A 23658-nucleotide genomic window follows, 5' to 3' on the forward strand; every position below is an offset into this window, starting at 1 on the left:
ATAAGTTTCAGCCATAATACGCAGAACTTTATGTGAGAAGGAGAGGGGATTGAAATGAGGGAGAGAAGGGGCAGAAAAAAGCAATGGAAAAAAGGAATCTCTTTACTGATGACAGTTATGATGGCAGTATTGCTGGCAGCCGTTCCAACAACGATAAGAGCTGAACCAACAGACCAGGTAAGTTTACAGATCACAGATCCCAGTGGTTTATTAAAAACATCATCCTATGGCTCGGTCATGACGCTGACCCAGTCAGCAGTAGATGGTTCCATGCCTCAAAATGCCAGTGACCCAGGGATAAATGTGAGTTATGTGGGTTTTCCCTACACCAGACAGGCTCATGTCATGAGTCTTGATTTAAAGATCAAAGATTATTCAATTACAGGAACCGAAGCAGCAAAGACAGGACTTTTTGTAGGTGTGTTCCAGAATCCTGAAAAAGGAGGACTGTTTGCAAGTCTTGGTTTTCGGGGATACAATGGGGATATTGGGTCCGATTCTTTATCCGGATACTGGATTAAGGGAACTGGAAATGCAGGAAATGGAAGTCCCAAATATACCGTAAGCCAGGGAACCAGATACCATGTTGTATTTGAAAAGAATGATGCCGGATATCTGGCTGTTTTCACCAATATGAATAATAAGGTAACCGATAAAAAGCAGTTTAAATCATCGGAAATGCTTTTAACTCCTGATGAAGAAGTATCTTATGGACTTGCACTGATTGGAGTATCTGCTGAAATGAAAAATCTGATGCTGAAAGATGAGAATGGGGCTGTGCTTTATGACCAGAATCGCACATTTAAAGAGGAAGGAATTCCTCCTGTTGTAAGCCGTATCACAAGAACGGCTGTTACCCAGGACCGCAGCAGCATTCAGTTATCATGGAAGGGAAAAGGAGCGGTGGGAGATGGCAGATACGGAATAGAGCTATCAAAAGATGGAGGAAAGACATATAAGTTGCTGGAGGAAACAGAGAAAAGATCCTATATTTATCCAGTAACAGAAAATGGAAGATATTTGTTTAAAGTCTATGGCCTATGCAAAGGAGAAAAGACGACACCTGTTTTTTCCAGAATGATTGAGTATGTTTTGCCTCTTCCTGCACCGGTGGTTCATGCAGAAAGTATGGATGGCGCAATAAAACTGGACTGGGATGCGATTCCAGAGGCCTCCTCATATGAGATATACCGGTCAAAGGCAAAATCAGGAACTTATGATTTTATTGCCTCTGTTACCGGAGATAGTTATATGGATACGGCAGAGAATGAGCAGCCCTATTATTATCGGGTGATAGCCAAAGATCTTACCAATTCAAGCAATCCCTCAACCGAAGTTTTTAGTATGGCAACTGCCGGGCATGTGGGAACGTATGCGTATGGAACGGAAGCAGCAGTTTTCACCATCAGTAAAGAGTCAAATGACACAATTCTGTCTGAGAAACGTGTGAGTCTGAAAGGAAGTGTGGACCGCACAGGCGAAGTTTGGCTGACTGTCAATGGAAATACGGTAAAAAGCGATGAGATAAAGGCTGGTAAAAAGTTTAATTTCCGTTTTTCCATCCAGAATGGACCCAATGATGTGGTATTGTACCATCAGTCAGAAGATGGGCGTATTTCCCGTAAACCATTTCATTTTGTTGGGCTGGAACGGTATGATATGATGGTGGATTCGTCTTATGATGGGCCTGACGGACAGACAAAGAGCGGAATCCCCACTTATCATACAGTACAGGCAGCGGTATCAGCAGTGCCGGCAGACAATCAGAAACAGGTAGTTATCTTGATCCGTAATGGAAATTATTATGAAAAGGTAGATGTTACATCACCCTATATCAGTCTGATTGGAGAAGACAGTAAAAAAACCATATTGTATTTTGATAAGGCGAGTGGGAGCAAACAGCCGGACGGGAAGGAATATGGAACGGGAGGAAGTTCCAGTGTTACGGTTTCTTCATCGGCTTTAGGATTTACTGCGGAAAATATGACCATCGCAAATACCTTTGATTATGTAAATTCTCCAGTAAAGGGAAAGCAGGCGGTCGCCTTTTATAATAAGGCAGATCAGAGCGTCCTTACCAATGTGAGATTTTTGGGATATCAGGATACGCTTTATGTGGATGGAGGTGGTAAGTCCGGTGCCAGACAATATTACCGTCAATGTTATGTGGAGGGCAATGTAGACTTTATTTTCGGTAAGGCACAGGCGGTATTGGAAGACTGTGATATCGTATCCCTGCTTCCAGGTTATATTACAGCACCAAGTACAGAGCCAACGGGTGAGATTGGTTTTGTATTTCTGGATTGCAGATTATATGCGGCAGAAGGAGTTGGGGATCAGACGGTATATCTTGGGCGGCCATGGGGGGCGGCGGCTTCATCTGTTTATATTAACTGCTATATGGGAGCGCAGATTTCTGATAAAGGGTATACGGATATGGGAAGCAACCCGTATCAGAATGCCCGTTTTGCAGAGTACGGTTCTTATGGGCCTGGATTTCATGTGACAGACAGCCGGATTCAGTTGTCCAAAGAGGAAGCAGGTACTTATACCTTAGAAAGAATTCTGGGGACAGAAATGTGGGGATTTTTGTCGCAGGGCAGAGAAAGTCGGTAATATTTGAAAAATAAAAAGCCACAAAGTTTTTTCGACTTTGTGGCTTAATTTAGCAGGGGAAGAGGGGCTCGAACCCACTGTTGGGCACAAAAACGTGATAGAATAAGGAGGTTGTGACACTTCATCCATTATTGGGCACAATCTTGGGCACAAAACCAATGGCAACATTAATCCGGATAAAACAAATTTATATATAAATACATTTATTATATTATCATTATTAAGTGTACTTATATATAAATTTGTATTTTCTGGTATACAATCACTCGATTTATGATATAATCTATACGTTGAATAATATCATATAAGGAGGCAATATATCATGGCAAGAGGAGTTCGTAAGACACCAATAGAAAAACTCAATGAGGAACTCATTAAAACAAAAGATGAAATAGTAAGCCATAAGGATGCCATTAAATCGCTTGAAGAAAAATGTAAACAATTAGAGAAAGAATTGAAATTAGAAGAATTAAAAGAGTTGTCCAATGTGCTAGAGGATAACAATATTTCAATTACTGAATTAAAAGACTTGATTGCAAATAAAGATAAAAACTGAATCTTAATATAAATTAGGCTAGTCTCATGACTGGCTTATTTTATTTAGTATCACATAAGAAAAACAGCCCCTTGTACTTTGACCGGTACGGGATATGCTAGCAGACGGAATATTTATGCTAAAACATATCCTGGTATTGCTGACTTATATGGATAAGTTAAAAAAATAGCACGACCCTGTAGCAACAGGGCGTAAGATATCACCTTGTATATGTATGATCTCTTTATAATCCAATATAACACATATTACTATGAAAATCGATAGAAAATAATATTAAAAAACAGAACATATGTTTGATTTTTGCTCCGAGTTATGTTATGCTAAATATGCTTCATTAAAAATTGGAGGTGATCACATGAATACACTCACTAAAAAACAGCAATTGGTACTAGATTATATTAAGCAATCAATTTTAAAAAATGGATACCCTCCAACCGTGAGAGAAATTGCCACTGAAATTGGAGTAAAATCTGCATCGACCGTACAAAGGCATATAGAGGTATTGATAGAAAAAGAATATATGAGAAGAGATCCAACAAAGCCCAGAACCATTGAGATTATTGATGACTGCTTTAATCTTACCCGCAGAGAGGTCGTGAATGTCCCTGTATTAGGAACAGTCGCAGCCGGTCAGCCTCTTTATGCTGAGAAAAATATAGAGAATTACTATCCGATTCCTTCTGATTTTCTTCCCAATGAAGAAACTTTTATGTTAAAGGTAATAGGCAACAGCATGGTTAACGCAGGCATATTGGAAGGAGATCAGATTATAGTTAAGATGACATCGGAAGTAAAAAACAATGACATTGTTGTTGCTCTTATAGATGATATTGTCACGATAAAACGTTTTTTTAAAGAAGATGGACACTATAGACTTCAACCAGAAAACGATTCTATGGAACCGATTATTGTAGACCGCTTGAAGGTTTTAGGAAAAGTTATTGGACTGTTTCGGAAAGGTATACACAATATATAAAACATAAAATTAATTAGGGAAGCAGAAATGCTTCCTATAATTTCCACTATTAAACGAACATACATTCGATTATAATGTATATAATATAGTTGGAGGTGATGTTTTGCAAAAGGTAATTTTTCATATTGACGTAAACTCTGCATTTTTGAGTTGGGAAGCAGTATATAGACTCTATCACTTAAGAGGAACATTAGATTTAAGAGATATTCCGTCTGCTGTAGGAGGGGATGTATCTAAGAGACATGGCATAATACTCGCTAAAAGCATACCTGCTAAAAAATATAAAATACAAACGGGTGAGCCAGTAACGGACGCTATAAGAAAATGTCCCGATCTAGTAATAGTACCACCAAATTATAACTTGTATCAGAAATCGTCCCAGGCGTTTGTTGACATTATAAAAGAATATAGTCCGACCGTCGAGCAATACTCTATAGACGAAGTGTTTGTAGACATGACAGAGACAATTAATTTATTCGGTAATCCAAAAGATGTTGCGGATAATATCAGAGAAAGAGTTCGAAAAGAATTGGGTTTTACCATAAATATTGGAATATCAAGCAATAAGGTATTAGCAAAAATGGCATCGGATTTTAAAAAGCCCAATTATACTCATACCTTGTGGCTTGATGAAATTAAGGATAAAATGTGGATATTGCCCGTATCTGATTTGTTTTTTGTTGGTAGAGCGACTACTAATAAACTAACCAATCTTGGAATTAAAACAATTGGTGAATTAGCACAGACCGATTTAAAAACATTAAAAGCACACTTTGGTAAGCATGGTGAAGTAATATGGTCATTTGCGAACGGCATTGATTTTTCAGCGGTAGAACCAGTCCCTCCACCGAATAAGGGGTATGGTAATAGTACAACGATTTCTTTTGATGTGATAGATGCGCAAACAGCTAAACTTGTATTACTATCTCTATCAGAGACGGTATCTGCAAGACTAAGAGCAGATGATGTAAAAATCAAAGTAGTATCAGTTGGAATCAGAGATTATAATCTTAGCTATTACAGTCATCAAAAGAAACTTGATGCGGCAACAAATATAACACGAGAGATCTATGAGTCTGCGTGTCGAGTATTTGATGAAGCATGGAACAAAATACCCATAAGGCATCTAGGAATTCACACCAGCCAAGTTGTATCCGAAGAACCCAGACAGCTATGTTTGTTTGATGAAGTAGATTACGAAAAGTTGGGGAAATTAGATAAAACAATAGATGATATTCGTAAAAGGTTTGGCGTGGATTCTATAATAAGAGCAAGTTTCGCCGTTCCAAATAGAATAGATCATATGAGTGGCGGTATAAGCAGAGAAAAAAGAACAGTTGATTATGACAAACAAAATGTATTATAGGTGATAGATATGGGAATCTTTGGAATTGGAACAAATACTAATGATATAGATAGTGGAGAAATCAGAGGAAAAATGTACCACATTGCATGTAAGGTATGGTTTACTGCCACTTGCAGTCCAAGACCGCTAAGTTTTAAATTTGAAGGTGATGACGGGATAATTCAAAGTGTAACCGATATAAATATTAAAAGCAGTGAGGATAAAAATTACTCTGGTATTACATCAAAGGAGTTCATGTGTGAAGCAATAATTGGAGGAATCATGCGGAATTTCAAATTGATATTTTTTATAGAGTCATGTAAATGGATAATGACAATATAATTGTTGCATAATTATCCCTTAATATTATCATAATAATTGTAAGTGAGGTGATAATATGGCAATTGCACATAAAAGCGCTATATCAATTAATGTTATTTATGTTCCCGTGGATTTGTATAAGACAACCAGAGATACAAGTATTTCATTTAATCAATTATGTAAGGATACGCACGAAAGAGTAAAATATAAAAAGATATGTCCTTCATGTAATAAAGAGGTTACAAGTGATGACATAATAAAAGGTTATGAGTATCAGAAGGGTAGCTATATTACCTTTACGCCAGACGAACTGGAAAGGATTAAGTCCGAAAAGGATAAAACGCTTCATATAGAATCCTTTGCAAAAATGAGCGAAATAGATCCAATTTATTATGATCAAAATTATTATTTGATACCGGCTCCTGGAGCAGAAAAATCGTATGAACTTTTGCGTCAAGCATTATTATCACAGAAAAAGGTAGCCGTGGCAAAAACTGTCCTCACGACTAAAGAAGAATTACTCGTTCTATACCCTACGAAAGATGTTATAGTGGGTAAGATGCTATTTTATCAAGAGGAAATTCAACCAATACCTAAAACTATTCCCAAAGTTGAATTAACTAAGCAGGAATTAGATTTGACTAAATCTTTAATAGAGGCAATGACACAAAAATTTGATATTGCGGTCTATTACGATGAATACCAACAGAAATTACGTGCGGCAATAGCGTCCAAAATCGCAGGAAACGAGATCGTCAGCGTTCAAGAAAGTGTCCCGAATAATATTATTGATTTGGTGGAAGCGTTGCAGACTTCGTTGAATATGGCGAAAAACAAAAGCAATAAAGCATAATGGATATATTTGAGAAAAAAGGTATTAGACCTATGCTAATATCTGAAAGAGTAGATCCGTATGATGATGAAGAATCGATCTTTGAGTTTAAGATTGATGGGAATAGATGTATAGCGTATAATGATAAATACTCTTCTGATCTGCGAAACAAGCGGGACATTAAGATATTGCCTAGATTTCCTGAGTTGGATTTCTTGTATAAGAACTGTCGTCACAAATGTATATTAGATGGAGAATTAAATGTCTTAATAAATGGTAAGCCGGATTTTTATGAGGTGCAGAAAAGGTCAACAATGACAGATCCATTTAAAATAGAGTTGTCATATAAGAGACGTCCAGCTAATTTTGTTGCTTTTGACATAATTTATTATAAAGACAAGTTGGTTACAAATCTGTCCTTAATCGAACGAAGGAAAATTTTAGAAGAGGTAGTATCTGAAAACAATATATTATCCAAGTCTAGATATATAGATACAAATGGAACCGCCTTGTTTAAACTAGCTGAAGAATATGGATTTGAAGGAGTTGTTGGTAAGAAAAAGGCAAGCCAATATTGGTTTGGAAAAGAAACAAAAGAATGGAGTAAAGTAAAGGTTATTAAAGACGATGATTATATCTGTATAGGCTACTTTCCGCCTAGTGAGAATAACATGACAAGTTTAATATTGGCAAAATATAATACAGAAAATAAACTAGTCATAACCAATCGTGTCTCTTTAGGGGTTAGCGTTTCTAAACTAATACAGTATGGCGTAAAAAGATCATATTGCCCGATAGAAAATCTAAAGGGTTATGATAACGCAATCTGGATAGAGCCAATGGTATGTACGATAGAATACATGCCTTCAAATAAACATGGATTACGTCAAGCAACATTTAAGGGAATGAGAAACGATAAATTACCAGAAGAATGTAGAATAGAAAACGATTTATAACAAATCAGTTTTGTGTTACAGAAATAAGATAAAAGCCTGTTTTAATTAAATAGCGAATGGGGGGGGCGGGTAGAGGATAGTCCTCTCATTCGCTATTTATATATTATATACGTTTCAACACATTATCAGCAATCCACGAATGCCCGAAATCGTTCGGGTGAATCGAATCCGCACTTACCAGGTAATTATCATCGGGATCATAGTCGGATTGGTCTATAAAAATCACCTTCTCGTCAAAATTCCACGCAAGATTAGAACGTACCACTTTATTTGTGTCTGCTATGGCGGCAGCACTTCCATGTACAAAAGGATCAAATACTGGATTTGTATAAGATGCACTAAGCATCTTAGTAATACCATTTATAATGACGGTTGGGGGATTGTCACTTGGCACTCCATACCAATCAAAATAAATATTATTTGCGGATGCATCAATTTTTTTAAATACACATGTGTGTGCGGAATCCGATAACCCTGTTACCTCCAATACGGTGGCACCGTATACACTTCTTCCCTCCCACTTACTCGGCGTTATGGTCTTTACAACCGTTCCGTCAATGGTTATTTCAATTGTGCCGTTAGTACCGACCTCCTTTAAAGCAAAGGTCCCAATACTCAAGTTACTTCCAGTAAAATTAAAGGTGGCACTGGCACTTTGAGTCCCTGTATATTTAGCCTCTCCAAGAATGCTACCGTCTATATTGGGAGCTTCTAACCAGGTCCCTGAATAAACTATTGACTCATCATTATGTTTAACAATATTTTTCAGCCTCAAATACTTTACTAACTGCACCATTCTTGCTGCCACATCAGAAGCTATTCCTTCCACATCTCCCCACCTGCGCACATCATTAAATCCCAAATTAATAAAGTGAATATCGTAAGGACTAGGAAGCGATATTTCTGAGGTTATTTTCCCCCAAGCATCAAACAAGGTTTGCCCGGATACGGCAGCATTCGTTAAGTCGTAGCCTTTGCTCTTTGAAATTAAATCTATAAATAATTTTCCGGCAGGCGCATCTAATAAACCGAAACTATCACAATCTAATCTTATAGACTTTGGCTTTGTAATTTGAGACATCCTGATTGTTTCCTTTATTGCTCGAGAAATTTTCCCGAGCATAATCGGAAACTCTTCGTTTGGTAATATATTATCTAAATCATCAGATTCGGTAAATTCTGTATTTAAATCCATTCTACCGTCTTCCTGAACATTTATGCTCTCACTCCCTTTTACCGCCCCAGGAGTGATCTGAGTGGCAGTTTTTACGCTCATAGCGCCGTTCGCTTTCACCTCTGTTGTGATTCCGTCAGGCATAACCGTTCCAGGTGTTGTTGTTGTCGCCTTACTGGTCCCCTGTGCTGATACCTGCCAATAATTCATATCCGTTGGTAATGTTCCCACAGGAGGTTTTGTGTGTACCACATAGCTGCTGCCATCGAATGTTACAAGATTTAACAACTCATACTGTACTGGTGCTTCCCATTCTCCCCTGAGTCTGATTCCTATTGTTCCATATTTAACTGCTGCCATTATTCTGTAATCTCCTCTCCGTAAAACACGCCATCTTCATACCAAAGCCTTATGCCTTTGGCCTCGGTATCACTCATGAAATCCATTGTTTCCATGTCTATATAAAACCTTGGTATTACTAGTTTTGAGGCTGCGTCAACTTGTTCCTTTAAGTTTTTTGTTTCGTTATAATACTGTTCAGAATTATCTTCTGCCTTCTTCGCAAGTAGTGCACTGGCACTCGACTCATCGGCTTTCTGTACTGCCTGTTCTAATGTATTATCAGCTTTAGCAATTAACTGATTGGCAGTAGATAAAGCAGTGTTCGCTTGATTCAAAGTAATATTCACATTTTCTGTAAGTTCACTTATATAATTGTTTACAGATTGTATCATCTCATTAACATTGGTTTGCATTTCAGTAAATTCAGTTTGATAATTCGACATATCAGTCTGTATTTGAATAATTAATTGTTCCAACTCATCTTGTCTTATGTCAATATTCTCGATCAAATCTGGAATAGTTAATGCTTGTGATATAAGGTGAGAGAGTACATCAAAATCTTCGCTTGAAATAATTCCGTCATAATCGATAAGCGATTGTTGGATGGAAAGATTCTGTTGTCTAGTTGATATTACGGCTGCGCTACCAGGCTCCTGAATAACAAATTCGTATTTGACTTTGCCAATTTTAGAAAGCATATTACTTGTCATAATTAATATTGGGTAACCGTCTTCCCATGGCTCATCTAAATATTTGTCAACATATGGCGTTGATTCTCCATCAGCCCACATTCTGATTCGTATGGCTTCATTTCCTTTAAGGGAAACCATATTACCTTTATCTGTAATTAGCACTTTGTATTTTCGAGACAGATTATCATACTGCTTAACTTTTTCGTAGACATACGACATTTCTTGTGAAACATCGGCTCGTAAAGTCTTTAAAGATATCACTATAAAACCTCCCTTCTATTACAAATTTCTACCCTTATTCGGGCAATAAAAAAGCCAGCAAGTCTAAGTTAAACTTACTGGAATCTACATTTGGTAAACTATCAAATACTTCTTTGCTCATGATGTATGGTTCAAATTCATCACATGTAATTGTCATCAGGTCATTTAGTTCTTTGTTGAATTGCTTCTCATCTGATTCTGGTTTTAGATTAAAAATAATCTTATTCTCATTAATCGTTGCATATTGACCATCTTCTCCTTGATAGCAGTAGTGGTTATATATATCAGTGATTTGTTCAAGGTAAAAGTTGTAATCGTTAGCAAATAATTTGATGTTTTTGTTACACCAATAATCGACCTTTATTCCCAGCTTTAGCGACTTGATTTGTATGAGAGAGTTTACTACTTCATATATAATGCTTAGTGGTAATTTCAATATATTCCTCCTAGAATCTTTATTTTTGTGCAATAAAAAAGCACCTACAATTAAGTAAGTGCTTTTCTAATTAATATAAAAATCGCAGGTGGGATTATGCCATCCCTATTCAAACTTGTCATGAGCCAACGAACATAAGCTGCTTTTGTAAATATCGGCAATTGCCATACATTTATAACTTAAGCTTAAGGAAGGCTATATAAAATATATTTATCCTGTAATTAAATTATATTCTATTACATCAAATTTGTAAAGTACTTTTTAAACGCTTTTTTATTTCCAACATATCATCATCAGATATTTTAGTAATAAACTTTCCAAATCTTGACTTTGAAACACATCGTATATCTTCACATTGAATTGCAGAATCAAAGCTAAGTTTATTATACTTAGTTTTGTACAAAACATAATGCCAATCATATTTTAACTCTGTACTGGAATCATCTTTATATTTTATATCTTTCGACAAAGGTACGATGATTACGTTAGTGCTTTTATAATTAATTCCATTGCTGGATACAATTAAACATGGACGTGCTTCAAGTCTGCTTTTTTCATGTCCTATGTTTTCACCAAGATAACATGCATATATTGCACCTCTTGGATATTTTGCCTTCTTTTGATCGTTTTTAAAAAATTTTTCCTGTAATCTTAGTTTATGCGCTGACCACTTATATAGATTCTCAAATTTATTTGTCATACTCCCATTCCCCCTATCATCAGCAATACTTCCAATTATATACCATAATTTTCCATATTTCTACAGGAACGTAGGTTCTTATGAAGAGGGGAGAATAGCAAAGGAGAGTAGAAAATTTCTACTCTCTTAATGTTACGGTCTAACAAAATCTGCTGATGCATCAATTAACTGGATATATTGTCCATCGGTGACTGTTATCGTATTTCTTGTCCATTTCCCAACAGAAAAATCTTTACTCACATTTTTTTGAGGTGCTGTTTCGTCATTTTTAGATGGAATTGAATTATAAACAATACATGTGGGGATCACAAGTTTTGACCCATCGGATTCTACTCCTTTTAGGTTATATGTTCCGGCTTTTATATCCTTGCCAACTAAAAACATACCTTGATGTGATATATCAAGTTCTACTGATTTACTTGCGGGAATATAAGTGCCAGTTTTAACGATATCGTCTGAATATAATTTTATATAATTGAAATTACCTGCTATACACGAAGAACCTTTTACTATTGGTTCCTTTGTTGCAATTTGCGGATAGTAAATATATTCACCTTCTGGAATCTTATTTTTATTTACCCATAGTCCGTCTGAATCAAACGAATATTTTTCGCTGCTATTTATTATATCTTGTTTTGGTTGAATCCATTCTCCTGATTTTCCGACTGCATACCCATCTGGAGTTGTAGTGTCGCTCAACATATATCCCCTTTCATTAAAGTAATACCATTGTCCATTGATTTCCTTCCATGAGTTTTCTATATAAGAATTGTCATTATAATATTTCCAACCAGAATTATCTTGTTTCCATTCTCCAGCAAATGCAGTTATGCTTAATACACATGATAAAATGCTTGACGCAAGAAATACATATAATTTTTTCATTAAATAATTCCTCCTTATATTTGTATTACTATATTATATACATTTATTATAATAATACAAATATAATAAGTCAATTGTAATTATGGGTTTCTACTCATTCCAGCTTCTAAATCATCCAGCCTTTCAAAAACTCTTTTCATTGTTCTTGTAAGAGTCCAATTTTCCCACCACGAATCACCTGTAATTGATAGTTCCTTTGCGTATACTTGAACCCCACTTACTGCGAATACATAATTAGAAATATCGGAAAACCCGCCGCCATTATATCCGCCCCATAAAGCAAACCTGTTTGAAGATGTTTTAGCAGACATTCCAGTATATTCATCAATAGACATAAATAAAGATCTGTTTGTATAAGTGTTAACAAAGTCACCTATATAGACTTCATTATCACCTGCGTAAAAATATCCATTGTTGATATTAATTCTTCCACCAATGATATAAGACGCAGAGGTTCCTCGTAATATATTCCCCTCAATCGTGTACCCGCCAATTTGACCAGATGTTGCAGTGATTTTTCCTGAAATATCAGCCTTAGATGAAACAAATTCTCCTAGATTATTTACTCTATACGGAGCAATGCTAGGATTTGTATTACCCGCCCAATAAGCAACTGCCCCAGCAGTAGCATCGGAACTCATTCCCACATTGCCAGACGAAAGTTTGTTAGCGGCAATTTCCCAACCGCCAATTAATCCTTCATCAATCTCAGCCCTACCTTTGAATATTAACTTATTTTTCACGGCATCGACATATAAAAGGTTGTTTCCATTTAAAGATATACCGAATATTTCATTTGGATTATCTGGATTAATTTGTACCTTATATCCATTAGTTGCTGAAGCAGTAAAACCATTATCGTCGAGTGTAAGAGTATTATTCTTGTTCTGAATAAAAAGGCTTTCTCCAATTATGAACTTTCCGATTAACAACTCTGCACCAACACCATACCCAGTATGAAGAGTGCCATTCTTTTCAACCGATATTTTGCCTATTGCCACTTTAGGTTCTTTTAAATTTGTACCATCTGGTTCCTCAAAAAGTAGTATCTGCCTGTTTGTAATCCATAATTTTTCTGGAGCATATTTATTTTCGTCTGGTAACCATTTCTTTAACAGTAGGCCGGTACTATCAATTAATATTTCCTGATTTTTACCGTTGGCTTCGATTTGTTGCAAACTTAAATCCAGAAACTCTTTTAAGTTAGTGTTGTAATATGCTTCGTTAGCTTGTTTTGAAGCCTGATTCCAACCAGACGTTTTATATTTCAAGGAGATATTATCTCTATTGGCCATCTTGAAAAAATCAGCAAATATAAATAATCCACCTGTTACTATTGATTTCGAACTGAATGTCAGTTTAAAATTCTTAAAGTTTTCCCAATCAATTTCCATAACAAGAAGTCTGGCTCTTATAAAGTCATCATCCGAATATTTGATTACAAGAATATCGCCTAATTCAAGTTCATCTGTATATTCTTTGTACTTGAACAATACTGGAAAATTTATCGCCTTAACTTCCATGTCAAATTGTGGATAACATACCCTATTCAATTCTTCTACACCATGATTATATAAATCCTGTTTCATTTCCAAAATTTCAGATTCAGTCATAGTGGAAGTTGCAATATATGAACTGTCACATAAATTGTCTTCTCTAGCAAATGGCTGAAGTTCTGCATATAAGTCTTCACCGAGTACCTCATCAATTTTAACCACATACGACTGTGCTTCCGTTTGCTTCGTTTTAATCTGATTTTCTTTTGCCGTAATCTGTGTTTGCCTTACTACAATCTCATTATTTACAGCATTCCAGAGAGTATTATAGTTATTATACTGTGTTTGTGCCACCGGATCAGAATTTCTCTTATCAGTTAATACAGACATCTGTTCTTTATATGTGCTTGCCTTTGCCTTTAATCCAACAAGTCCATATTCTGACCATGTTATACTTGATTCATTAGATGGCATTTTATTGTTCAGGCTATCTAATTCATCTTGCAGCGTTTTTAATTGAGAGAGGGCAGTAGCAATAAGCCCTTTACTATCTTCCATCTTTTGATAATATTCTTCCAGTTTCTCTTTTAATGCAGCACTCATATCTTCATAGAAATAGCTGAAATTTGTTATGTAGTTATTGCCAGAGGGATTAACGGACGCTATTGATAAAGCTGTTCCACTTGCATCATTGCCACCTGTTACACACAATTTAGTTTTTATATCATTTTCATCCCAGGATATGTTTAGTTCCTTGACTAAATTGCGGAATGACATAATAAGTGGAATCTGTTTACCAATATTATCGACCTTAAAAACACTTACGCTTCTATCATTACTATCAAACTTAAAAATACACTCAAATGTTTCAGCCACATCACCAGTTAGAAAGTCATATGATGTGACGCTGTCATTGTCAAAACTGCGACGATTCTTGGAAATAGCAGGATCAATATATTTGAATTTCCAGCCGGGATTTTTATCCATAAATATATGAGCGACGCTATGTGACTTATCACCAGCATCATACAAGGCATACCGATCTAATCCACCTTGTTCATCATCTTCAGTTCCCATGGAGCCGAATGAGGTGAGATATGTTTGCTTTAATTCATAAGCCAAATCATAGCACGAAACTTCAAGACGTGGATTATTCCCCTCGTCTACACGATTAATCTCTTTGATTCTATACCAGCCGTTGTCTTCTAGCCAAATATATTTGCCGACCGATATCTTATCAAACCCCTCGTTTTGAACATTTTCATGGTACTGATATATTGAAAATTTAAAACTCGATATGCCAACAACCAAAAATTCGGATTTCTTATTCTTGGCGTTTAGTTGACATATTAATTTCTTATTTGGGTAGGAGAGGAATACCCTTGGAATCTGCGGTTTATTATATCCATCAAAATTAAATTTCATTAGAATACCACCAACTTTCTATATTCTCTATATCTAATTACACCGGAGCATTTAAGATTAAAAGTAAGCACATTATTTCCATCATAGAATCTCAGCCATTTTAAATTTGAGTCATTAATAATGTCATGTGCTGAATTACTCGATTGAATTTGTCCGTCATATGTAATAGTGATAATTTCACCGGCAACCACATTTTTGATGATAGTCTTATATCCAGTGTCGATTTCTTGATCATTACTTATTTCAAGATTTCCCGTCTCCTCAATAGTTATTTCAATAGAAGGAGGTATTGCAATTTCTTCATCATTTACAATAAACAAATCATTAATAGTTTTGCTATCATTGGTAAGAGAGAAGTAGTATTCATGCTCCTCGGAGAACGCAACAGCAGAAGATGTGGTAACTGTGAATTGCATACCAACAGTATCATTTACCGCCCAAACTTGGGGATTATGAATGTTGCAGTAGAGCCAAATATCAGAATAATACTCGTCTTGTATAAATAACCAGTTATAGATTCCTCTTTTACATAACCATTTAGATAAAGCACGCTGTTGTTCTTGACTGATTGGCGAAGCGTCCTCATTTATTAGTCCAAAAGTAAATTCCATAGGTTTGTCGTAATCCTGTGAAATGATTTCCCACTCAATTGACTTGCCAGACTTTTCAGTTTCCAGATTAGTAGACTGTCCACTATATAATCCCTGATATTTTAGATTTTCAAAATAAACAGCTATAACGCCAAATTCATCACTACTGTTCTCACCAAATGTAAATAAACTGTGCAATCAATATACCTCCTTCTGATTCTAAATTTTATAATAAAAAGTCATCAATAAACCGACTTTATATATTCGGTTTTTTACGAACTTACGTTCAGACTGTCACTATTTGGATAATTATGGTAAAATAAATCATACCTTCACGGCATAGGTGAAAGGACTAGAAATTGTGGATAACGTTTGTTCAGTAGTCTCCGCTGTGGTTATTGTACTGGATTTTGCGTACAAACTGTACAGAGACTACAAAAATAAGTAGTACTTAACTAAAGAAACATTATAAGTGTTAGTATTCATCTGCGAACCGATTTTAAACTACAACAGAGAGACTGACCATTTCTCTTAGAATTAAAATCCTGTGTTGTGAGTAGATAAGGTATCGTGAAACAGGTGAAGAAAACACGCTATTGACAAAAATAAAAAATAAGAGTATTATTAAAAAGAACAAACAGTATCTAGTTATACAAAATACTTTCTAGTTTTACAATTTGGTCGATTGTAAACAACACACTTAAATTACGGTAAGAGAAGATAGTGGGGAAAATAGCATCCAAATAAATGGGTGCTATTTTTCTGCCACAATCTAACCTACCATTTTAACGCTTAACAAGACTATCGTTAACAAGTTTCGGAAACTCTTTTTTACCATAATCCTCTAACATATTTTTACACTCTGCCAATGTATTCTGATTTGCATCGCCCTGAACATTAAACTGTACATCAAGTTTTATATCGTTTTTAGTCTGATTGTTTGCAGGTATCGCATTGTAATCAAACTTCGGCATATTTGACAACATATATTTAATAGGATTATCTGCCATGCTCCACAATTTCTCAACCATGTCATTCGGGAAAATAGTATCTCCACCGACAGAATTTAACACTGTGCCGTCTTTAGTTACTATCATTTCAGGCCCGTCTTCGTTGACGTACTTCAATCCAGACTTAGAATTCTGTGTACCATTCTTATAGCCAACAGTAATCTTTCTCTGTTTAACTTCTTCATAAGATAGTAAATTTCCGTCCCATACGCCTTCATCATTTAAGTAGTAATAACCATCACCAGACTTTGATTTAACGGCCATATCTGTAGCCATAGAACCATCAGATTTGAGATAATAGTCCTTACCGTCCTTTGATCTTCTCCAAGCAGACTTAACCATTTGCCCGTTTTCAGGCTCAAAATATCTCCATGTTCCCGAACTTTCATCCCAACCAGATTTCATATATCCATCTTCGTTGAAATTGTACTGCTTACCTCCGATAGTATAAATTCCATCGGATACATAATCATCATCAGAATTACCATACCACCAACCCTTAGATGTCTTTTGCCATGTGCCATCACTAGTAACATCTTCGAATGAGGCACCAGAACCATTAGCAGAAAATCCAGACATTGTACTTACCATTTCAGTCAGCTTTGACAAGTCAATATTTGCAATATCAATATTAATCTGTGAGATAGCATCGGATACTGCACTCTGGAATGTTTCTACAGCACTACCAGCAGAATCCCATGGAGATGTTAATTCATCTGTCATAGTAATGTTATAATCTGTGCCATATTGTGTAAGAGTACCATAAACAGTTTTATAATTATCTTTTACCTGTCCAAGATAATCTTCAATTACTTTCTCCTGTGCGTCGGTGTTAGATTTTAAAGTATCAAGTTCATCATTTTTAGCTTTCTCATATTCTTCTCCTTGCTTATCAAGGCTTTCAAGAGTTTTATCAAAAGCGTGATCAGCTTGTGTTTTAGCTAGTTCTTCTTTGGCTTTAACCATGTCTGCTTCAAGCTGCAACCTTTGAGCGATGTCGCGTCTATCAGTGGACAATGATAACTCATCAATTTTCTTTTGTAGATTACCTATATCGTTCTGCTTGCCGTTAATTTCTTCAAGATAATCCTGATAATCTTTTTCGGCCTGTAATGCTTCTTTTTTAGCACTGATTAAATCATTCATATCATCAATCTGTGCTTGGATTGCATCATATCTAAACTGTAAAATGGCCTGTTGAGCGTCTTTTGTTGCTTGTGCCGCGGATAACTGTGCACTAGTATACTCATTTAATCTTTCATTGTATTCAGATTGAGTGAGAGAACCGTTATCATACATCTCATTCAACGAATCAATGGCATTTGCATATTCGGCAGTTTGTTGTTTAGCATTAGAAAGTTGTTTACCGTATATGGCGATTTGTGCCAACCCCTTTGACGTAATCATACCATCTTTCATAAGTCCATCACTACCGATAAGATTAGTCATGGTTTCAAAGCCATTATTTATCCTGTCTGTAGCATCTGCAAATTTTTCTAAATCCTGAAATGAGAGATTAACCATGGATTGCCTGAACTTGTTAATAGAAGAAACAGTCTCATTCATTTCTGAATTTACGCCAACTAATTCACTCTGGTACTTTCGCCATTCCTCTGTGCCGACCTTGATTGCTCCGCTGCTAACGGCTTTAGATAGCTCTTTGCTTAGAGAATCATATTTGCTCTGAAGTTCATTATAAATTGCTTCTTGTTGGTTAATTAAGCCGTTATAATCTACATCAGAGACAGATTCCCCAAGTTCTTCCTGCAACTGGATAAGACTTTCGCTGTAAGAAGAGTATTTATCCATAAGAGAAACAAGACTATCAAAATCATTGATGATGTTGTCTAATTTCGACTTTGCCAATTCTTGCATAGATTTCTTGGTATCATCAATTTGCTTCCGAACATCTTCGGCTTTGTTATACCATTCCTGATAGCTTTTAATATTTTTGGCAATTACTTCATCAGTAACGGTTTCAATTTCAAGAGTACCATTCTTGATTTTGTCTATGTAGGTAGGAGAGAGGTTTTCGCTGTATTTATTTGCTTCATTCTGATATGTGTCGGCCTGTGACTGTAATGCTTCAAGTTGTTTCGACATCTCCGATATCGCAGTATCAGTTAAAGCATTTTTCGGTTTCCAATTAGAAGTGTCGTTGATCTGATTTTGTAAATCTTCTACTTTTTCCTTGGTTCTTTCTATTACTACGGATACCCAATCAAATACTTCCGAAGTATCCTTTTTTGTCTTTTCTTTGCCGCCAGCTTTGTTTGTTTTTGTCCCACCACCATATGTTGCCTTCTTAAAATTATCTGGATTTAAATTTACACCGAAATCATAAGTACCATTTTCTATATCTTCGAGCGTTTTTTGTGCTTCGGTAATTTGGGCCATGGTATTTGAATTCAACATTTCAGTAGCCATTGTTAATCCAGCGGCAATAGGGGATCCCAATGATGGGTTTGCTAACTGAGCAGTACCTTTAGCAATTGCTGAATCTATACTAGCAAAGGCGGCTTTGGCTCTGGCTAATTGATCTAATGCTGACGTACTTGCGCCGGCTGCGTTTGCCAATGCGATAACCTGATCAATATCGCTGGCAGTATCAATTTTAATGTCGTTTACCGATAACTTTTCTAGGGCTAATAACGACATGGCTTGTTCAGATACGCCGGCAGCAATGCCTTCATTTACAAAGCCATCAATTTCAGACATGGTTGCGTTATACAATGAATCTGAAGCATTTTCGTTGTAATACTTTTCGGCAGCTAATTTTTCATGAGCAATAGCTAATCTATTAGTAACAACTTCTTCAGCGTTGGTAACACCCATGTTTTTAAGCATAGATATCGCTAAGTTGGCATTCTCCTCAGTAAGATTATTAAGTACTCCAGAACCATCAATCCATGCCGTCAATAATGAATCAAAGGCTTCTTGATTAGCTTTAATATCTTTAGGAGATGAGGATATCTTTTCGACAAAGTCCGTATATGCTTCATCTAGTCCGCCAAAGGTATCTTTAAATTTCTTGTCATCTAGCAATGCGTAGTCAAAAGGATTTTTTCCTTTCATGCTACTCATAATCTTATCAAGGGACTCAAAACCTTCAGACAAAGAGGTAATATTGGCGATTACGTCTTGTTTGGAAAGAGATGTACTGATTTTTGCCCCGGCCTGTTCAGTGGTATCAGAGAGGGCCTCAATTTCTCCAATAAAAGAAGACGTTACCGATTCTCCATCTTTTAATATCAAATTGCCGTTAGAAATTGCCCCGTATAAAACAGGAAAACCTTTTAAAGTATCTTCATCCAGTTTACCGGCTTGAGCTAATGCGACCAATTCATCCTTTGTTTTCTCAATGCCATCCGTATTAAATACTTGGTCAAATTCAATTTGATTCCAGGCTGACGGATCGGTAAACTGATAAATTAGCTGCATACCTTGTTCAAGATTATCATAGAATGTTTGTTCATCGCTTGTGAGTTCACGATAATTCATTAAATCGGTGAGATTAGAACGGTATGATTGAATGGATGATAGATTATCTTCTAGTTGTTTCTTGAAATAATCTTCTCTCTCAGTAAGGGAATTTATCCATTCATCATCACCAGAATTTTCTGCTTCAGCTTTAGCATCTTTAATTTTAATTAATGCTGCGGCTATCCCTTCTAAACCCTCTTGTGCCAATGATACATCAACAGTAGGAGATAATGACAAAGAACCATATTCAGAATTTAATTTCTCTACATCTGCATAGCTAAAATTATCATCACCATACTCCTCATTGAATGCTTTTCGATTAGCGTCAGATAAATCTTCAGCAGCACGTTTTAGTTCAATGTTTTTAATGTCTCTTTGACGTTCCAGTTCTTTCGTAGCATCTTTTAACTTATCAAGTTCACTCTGTTCAACGTATGTGAGAGAGGACATTCCATTGAGCTCTGTAATTCTATCCCTATTTGTGGCAAGTTCTTTGTTTATGCTTTCTAGTTCGGAACTTACAGATTCAAAATTGTTTTTTGCGTCGGCCATTGCTTCTTTTGCAATTTCAACTCTATTGATATAGTCGCTAATTAGCCCAATAACGCCTTCTATCGCTTTAGCTGCGAGAGTGAAAGCTGCCATCCAACCTATGGTAGATAAAATTTTCATGGAAGCGGAAAGTGCCTTGGTCTTTACGTCGGCTAGTGAGAGAGCAGTAGATGTTGATTTGAGGTAAGATTGATAACCCTGTAAAACAGTCTGTCCTTCTTTTAACTGGATAGAACCATCTTTAATTCCGTCCATAAAATCGATAGCTGACTTTTTAGCAATATTATGAGTATAAGCTAAATCTAATACATTTTCAGAATTTTTAATTAACTCAACATCTAATTCAGAAAATGAATTTTTTAATTCGTCTGAAACAGATTCATTTATTTTTTTTATAGAAGATAGAATTCCTCCGAAACCATCTTTATCACTATAGCTTGCGAAATCCAGCCCTGATTTAATACCAAAAAAACCGCCACCAATAGCACCAATAGATCCAAACAGCCCTAATTTTGATGTTACGAAGTCTAGCGATTCCCCCAAAGCATTTAATGAATCGATTACGACCTTAATATCTTCTCTGTTAAAGAGATTTTGTGATATACCAACACCAGTCTGAGATAACCTATTTAGTTTATATTCAACACTATCATAGATTACTTCCATTTCTTGCATTGCGCCACCAGCGGAATTAGCCATTGAATCCATAGATTTTTCTGCCGCGCTGAAGTTACTTAACATAGCAGCAACAATTTGTCCTTGACGCTTACCGGCTATGGCTTCAAGTAACTGTGCTTGATCTTTGTCGGTAAGTTGATCATAAATCTTGCTTATATCTTCTAATAACTGATAAGTAGATTTATAGGTTTCTTTCGTATTGTCAGTGAATAGACTGATGCCGCCGGGGGTAGATGTGGTTTTTGTAAGATCTGCAATTTTACCAGTTAAATCTTCGATATTATTGGTGTACGATTGTGTCTCTTCGTCATATCCGCGCAACCGCATGGAAATTGTCTTTAAAGCTGTGCCAACAGATGCGCTATCTCTAACGATTTCTGTAGCAGCCGTTCCTAAAGCAATTGTTTGTTCTAAAGTATTGTTTGCTTCAACCATTGCAGAAGATGATCTTGTTAGAATATCCACGATGTCACCGTTGTCTACCGCTTGTGTATTACCGATAACATTTATTTTTGATATGATTCCATCAAGCGAGTCATCGGCTTCTAATCGAAATGCTTTGAGAGAACTGACCAATCCGTCTGTGGCTTTTGTTATGTCTAAATCAGGAGATATACTCTTAAGAATAGCTGAATTTTTCGCAAGGGTTTCGGCATCTTTGATAGAATATCCTAATCTCGACCACGCACTAGTTGCGGATATTACTTCTTTCGTAGTTATTCCTAATTGTTTTGCAGTATTATTGGAATTATAATAGAAATCTTCTAATTGCTGTGAAGTCGCATCGGTAGTCTTTTTTAAATCAATTAATTCAGTATCGAGGGCAATAACATTGGTTATCATCTCTTTGAACGATTGAATAATTGTCATAATACTACCTGCTGTAATAGTCCACTCTAAAAATTTTCTCCCACTAGAAACGAAGGTGTCTCCGAGATTCTTACCTGTTATTCCAAGTGAATCTGCCTTAGCTTTTACCCCTCTAAATTGTTTCTGTAAGTTAGTTAATCCTGCCTTGTCATTTACTGTTTGTAATTCTAAAAGTATTCTATCAAGACTGGGGTAAAGTTCTTTGGCTGCTGAATTAACTCTTTTCCATGATTGAATTTGATTGGAAAAAGTAACTTTATCAATCTGATTTAAATTATTCTGTATCTTAAATAGTTGATTTGCATATTTTGTTGCCGTTTTATCGTCTACATCTACGCCAAGTTTTAATTTATATTGATCCTTAACCTGCGCAATTAATTTTGGTAATTGCTCACCCTTCAATTTAGATGAATCAATCATCGTTTGAAGAATTAGTGATATATTATCAGCCATTTATTGCTCCTTTCTGATTTTTGACATAAAAATAACTGCCACAGAAAAGGGGCAGTGTCGAATATTTGCTGTTTATAATTTTCTTAAAATATGATATAATCCAATCATCAATTATTTTGGATGTAGCAAATATGAGTTTATATGAATCTCATCAATTAGCCCGTGAACTTACTCTGGAGTATATCAGAGAAAATAGAATCTTCTCCATAGAAAATTCATTTGACGGTATGAAGCGAGATAGAGACGAAATGATTAAGGCATATTTTAGCATATATGAAGATTTTAGAATAAGTATTGAGGATTATGCAGATCAACATTCCTACGCAAAAGAAATTAAAATAAACAGCACTAAAAATATCTAATCAAGAAAATCCTTAATTAGAAATTGAGTTTCTACTGTAACAGATTCATCATTCATATCACTAATTTTGACTTTTACAATTTTATCGCTTGCTTCCGTGTTATTTGTTTTAAACGAAATATAAGACGTACTAAAATCCACATTTAATATTTCAGCATAATTTAATGATAGTTCATTTTCATTTTTATCAAAAATTTTAATATCAATTGCTATATTTCCTGGAGTATAACGTTTTCCGTTTTCATCATAAAAATATAAACTTATTTTGCGTATTGCACCATCAATATTAAGATATTTGATTGGCGAAAGCTCAAGATATTTTCCACAAGATTTAATGCGTTTTTTATCGTCTGTTAAATCAGAAGTTACTGGCATAAATCTTTCGAGTTGTTCAATTATAGAAGCAAAAACACCTCTTGTTTCAGATATAGAATAATTAGATCTTGACAGGAGGTCTATAATTTTTCTTTTTGTGTCAGGTACGGTACCATCTTTGTTATAATACTCGTCTGTATATGTTTCGTTCATGTTTAAAGCTCCTTTACGATTGATTTTTAATTACGAGCAAATCCCAGATTTATAGAGAATTATTTTCTGTATTTTCACTTAATATAGGCGACTCATTTTCTAATGCCGATTTAAGTTTAT

At 35.7% G+C, this 23658-nt stretch carries 17 protein-coding genes; 8 read left to right on the top strand and 9 right to left on the bottom strand.

Features of this window, described 5'->3' with window-relative positions; genetic code table 11:
* The first annotated feature begins 54 nt into the window (after window positions 1–54).
* The 7 genes from FAY33_RS12780 (at window position 55) to FAY33_RS12810 (ending at window position 7602) form a co-directional block, all read left to right on the top strand.
* Window positions 55–2616, top strand: a complete 2562-nt coding sequence (locus FAY33_RS12780) for a pectinesterase family protein (protein WP_143321609.1) — start codon at window positions 55–57, stop codon at window positions 2614–2616.
* Between the two features lie 322 nt (window positions 2617–2938).
* Window positions 2939–3172, top strand: a complete 234-nt coding sequence (locus FAY33_RS12785) for a hypothetical protein (RefSeq protein ID WP_143321610.1) — start codon at window positions 2939–2941, stop codon at window positions 3170–3172.
* A 355-nt stretch (window positions 3173–3527) separates the two neighbouring features.
* On the top strand, window positions 3528–4148 hold the full coding sequence (lexA, locus tag FAY33_RS12790) for a transcriptional repressor LexA (RefSeq protein WP_143321611.1): 621 nt from the start codon (window positions 3528–3530) through the stop codon (window positions 4146–4148).
* Between the two features lie 103 nt (window positions 4149–4251).
* A complete protein-coding gene (locus tag FAY33_RS12795) occupies window positions 4252–5514 on the top strand; it encodes a DNA polymerase IV (RefSeq protein ID WP_143321612.1) in 1263 nt (420 codons plus the stop codon).
* A 9-nt stretch (window positions 5515–5523) separates the two neighbouring features.
* Window positions 5524–5835: a hypothetical protein gene (locus FAY33_RS12800; RefSeq protein ID WP_143321613.1), complete on the top strand. Its 312-nt coding sequence runs from the start codon at window positions 5524–5526 to the stop codon at window positions 5833–5835.
* A gap of 55 nt (window positions 5836–5890) precedes the next feature.
* Window positions 5891–6667, top strand: coding sequence for a Ku protein (locus tag FAY33_RS12805; RefSeq protein WP_143321614.1), 777 nt, complete (start codon window positions 5891–5893; stop codon window positions 6665–6667).
* Window positions 6667–7602, top strand: a complete 936-nt coding sequence (locus tag FAY33_RS12810; protein WP_143321615.1) for a DNA ligase — start codon at window positions 6667–6669, stop codon at window positions 7600–7602. Before FAY33_RS12805 ends, FAY33_RS12810 begins: the two co-directional genes overlap by 1 nt.
* A gap of 103 nt (window positions 7603–7705) precedes the next feature.
* Here the strand turns inward: FAY33_RS12810 and FAY33_RS12815 are convergent, their stop codons facing one another.
* The 8 genes from FAY33_RS12815 to FAY33_RS12850 all read right to left on the bottom strand — a co-directional run bounded on the left by FAY33_RS12815 (window position 7706) and on the right by FAY33_RS12850 (window position 22649).
* Complete coding sequence (locus FAY33_RS12815; RefSeq protein WP_143321616.1) at window positions 7706–9136, bottom strand: hypothetical protein; 1431 nt, start codon at window positions 9134–9136, stop codon at window positions 7706–7708.
* On the bottom strand, window positions 9136–10071 hold the full coding sequence (locus tag FAY33_RS12820; protein ID WP_143321617.1) for a hypothetical protein: 936 nt from the start codon (window positions 10069–10071) through the stop codon (window positions 9136–9138). Before FAY33_RS12820 ends, FAY33_RS12815 begins: the two co-directional genes overlap by 1 nt.
* A gap of 34 nt (window positions 10072–10105) precedes the next feature.
* Window positions 10106–10507: a hypothetical protein gene (locus tag FAY33_RS12825; RefSeq protein ID WP_143321618.1), complete on the bottom strand. Its 402-nt coding sequence runs from the start codon at window positions 10505–10507 to the stop codon at window positions 10106–10108.
* Window positions 10508–10748: 241 nt separating this feature from the next.
* The gene (locus FAY33_RS12830; protein ID WP_143321619.1) at window positions 10749–11207 is read right to left on the bottom strand and encodes a type II toxin-antitoxin system PemK/MazF family toxin; all 459 of its coding nucleotides are present in this window, start codon (window positions 11205–11207) and stop codon (window positions 10749–10751) included.
* A gap of 132 nt (window positions 11208–11339) precedes the next feature.
* Window positions 11340–12092 (bottom strand): hypothetical protein, encoded by a 753-nt coding sequence (locus FAY33_RS12835; RefSeq protein WP_143321620.1) that lies wholly within the window; start codon window positions 12090–12092, stop codon window positions 11340–11342.
* 80 nt (window positions 12093–12172) lie between these two features.
* Complete coding sequence (locus tag FAY33_RS12840; RefSeq protein WP_143321621.1) at window positions 12173–15013, bottom strand: phage tail protein; 2841 nt, start codon at window positions 15011–15013, stop codon at window positions 12173–12175.
* Window positions 15013–15801 (bottom strand): phage tail domain-containing protein, encoded by a 789-nt coding sequence (locus tag FAY33_RS12845; RefSeq protein ID WP_143321622.1) that lies wholly within the window; start codon window positions 15799–15801, stop codon window positions 15013–15015. Before FAY33_RS12845 ends, FAY33_RS12840 begins: the two co-directional genes overlap by 1 nt.
* Before the next feature lie 587 nt (window positions 15802–16388).
* A complete protein-coding gene (locus FAY33_RS12850) occupies window positions 16389–22649 on the bottom strand; it encodes a phage tail tape measure protein (RefSeq protein WP_143321623.1) in 6261 nt (2086 codons plus the stop codon).
* Window positions 22650–22780: 131 nt separating this feature from the next.
* Here FAY33_RS12850 and FAY33_RS12855 point away from each other — a divergent pair, with 131 nt between their 5' ends.
* Window positions 22781–23011, top strand: a complete 231-nt coding sequence (locus FAY33_RS12855; RefSeq protein ID WP_143321624.1) for a hypothetical protein — start codon at window positions 22781–22783, stop codon at window positions 23009–23011.
* Here the strand turns inward: FAY33_RS12855 and FAY33_RS12860 are convergent.
* A complete protein-coding gene (locus FAY33_RS12860) occupies window positions 23008–23538 on the bottom strand; it encodes a hypothetical protein (RefSeq protein ID WP_143321625.1) in 531 nt (176 codons plus the stop codon). The two genes, FAY33_RS12855 and FAY33_RS12860, sit on opposite strands and share 4 nt — an antisense overlap.
* Window positions 23539–23658 lie beyond the last annotated feature (120 nt).

The organism is Clostridium sp. HBUAS56010 (genome assembly GCF_007115105.1).
GTDB lineage: Bacteria > Bacillota > Clostridia > Lachnospirales > Lachnospiraceae > Lacrimispora.

Excerpts from the sequence above, each read along its gene's own strand:
- FAY33_RS12830 (WP_143321619.1), bottom strand. The coding sequence starts at position 11,207 with ATGACAAATAAATTTGAGAATCTATATAAGTGGTCAGCGCATAAACTA.
- FAY33_RS12805 (WP_143321614.1), top strand. The coding sequence starts at position 5,891 with ATGGCAATTGCACATAAAAGCGCTATATCAATTAATGTTATTTATGTT.
- FAY33_RS12800 (WP_143321613.1), top strand. The coding sequence starts at position 5,524 with ATGGGAATCTTTGGAATTGGAACAAATACTAATGATATAGATAGTGGA.
- FAY33_RS12840 (WP_143321621.1), bottom strand. The coding sequence starts at position 15,013 with ATGAAATTTAATTTTGATGGATATAATAAACCGCAGATTCCAAGGGTA.
- FAY33_RS12855 (WP_143321624.1), top strand. The coding sequence starts at position 22,781 with ATGAGTTTATATGAATCTCATCAATTAGCCCGTGAACTTACTCTGGAG.
- FAY33_RS12835 (WP_143321620.1), bottom strand. The coding sequence starts at position 12,092 with ATGAAAAAATTATATGTATTTCTTGCGTCAAGCATTTTATCATGTGTA.
- lexA (WP_143321611.1), top strand. The coding sequence starts at position 3,528 with ATGAATACACTCACTAAAAAACAGCAATTGGTACTAGATTATATTAAG.
- FAY33_RS12860 (WP_143321625.1), bottom strand. The coding sequence starts at position 23,538 with ATGAACGAAACATATACAGACGAGTATTATAACAAAGATGGTACCGTA.
- FAY33_RS12785 (WP_143321610.1), top strand. The coding sequence starts at position 2,939 with ATGGCAAGAGGAGTTCGTAAGACACCAATAGAAAAACTCAATGAGGAA.
- FAY33_RS12850 (WP_143321623.1), bottom strand. The coding sequence starts at position 22,649 with ATGGCTGATAATATATCACTAATTCTTCAAACGATGATTGATTCATCT.
- FAY33_RS12780 (WP_143321609.1), top strand. The coding sequence starts at position 55 with ATGAGGGAGAGAAGGGGCAGAAAAAAGCAATGGAAAAAAGGAATCTCT.
- FAY33_RS12810 (WP_143321615.1), top strand. The coding sequence starts at position 6,667 with ATGGATATATTTGAGAAAAAAGGTATTAGACCTATGCTAATATCTGAA.
- FAY33_RS12815 (WP_143321616.1), bottom strand. The coding sequence starts at position 9,136 with ATGGCAGCAGTTAAATATGGAACAATAGGAATCAGACTCAGGGGAGAA.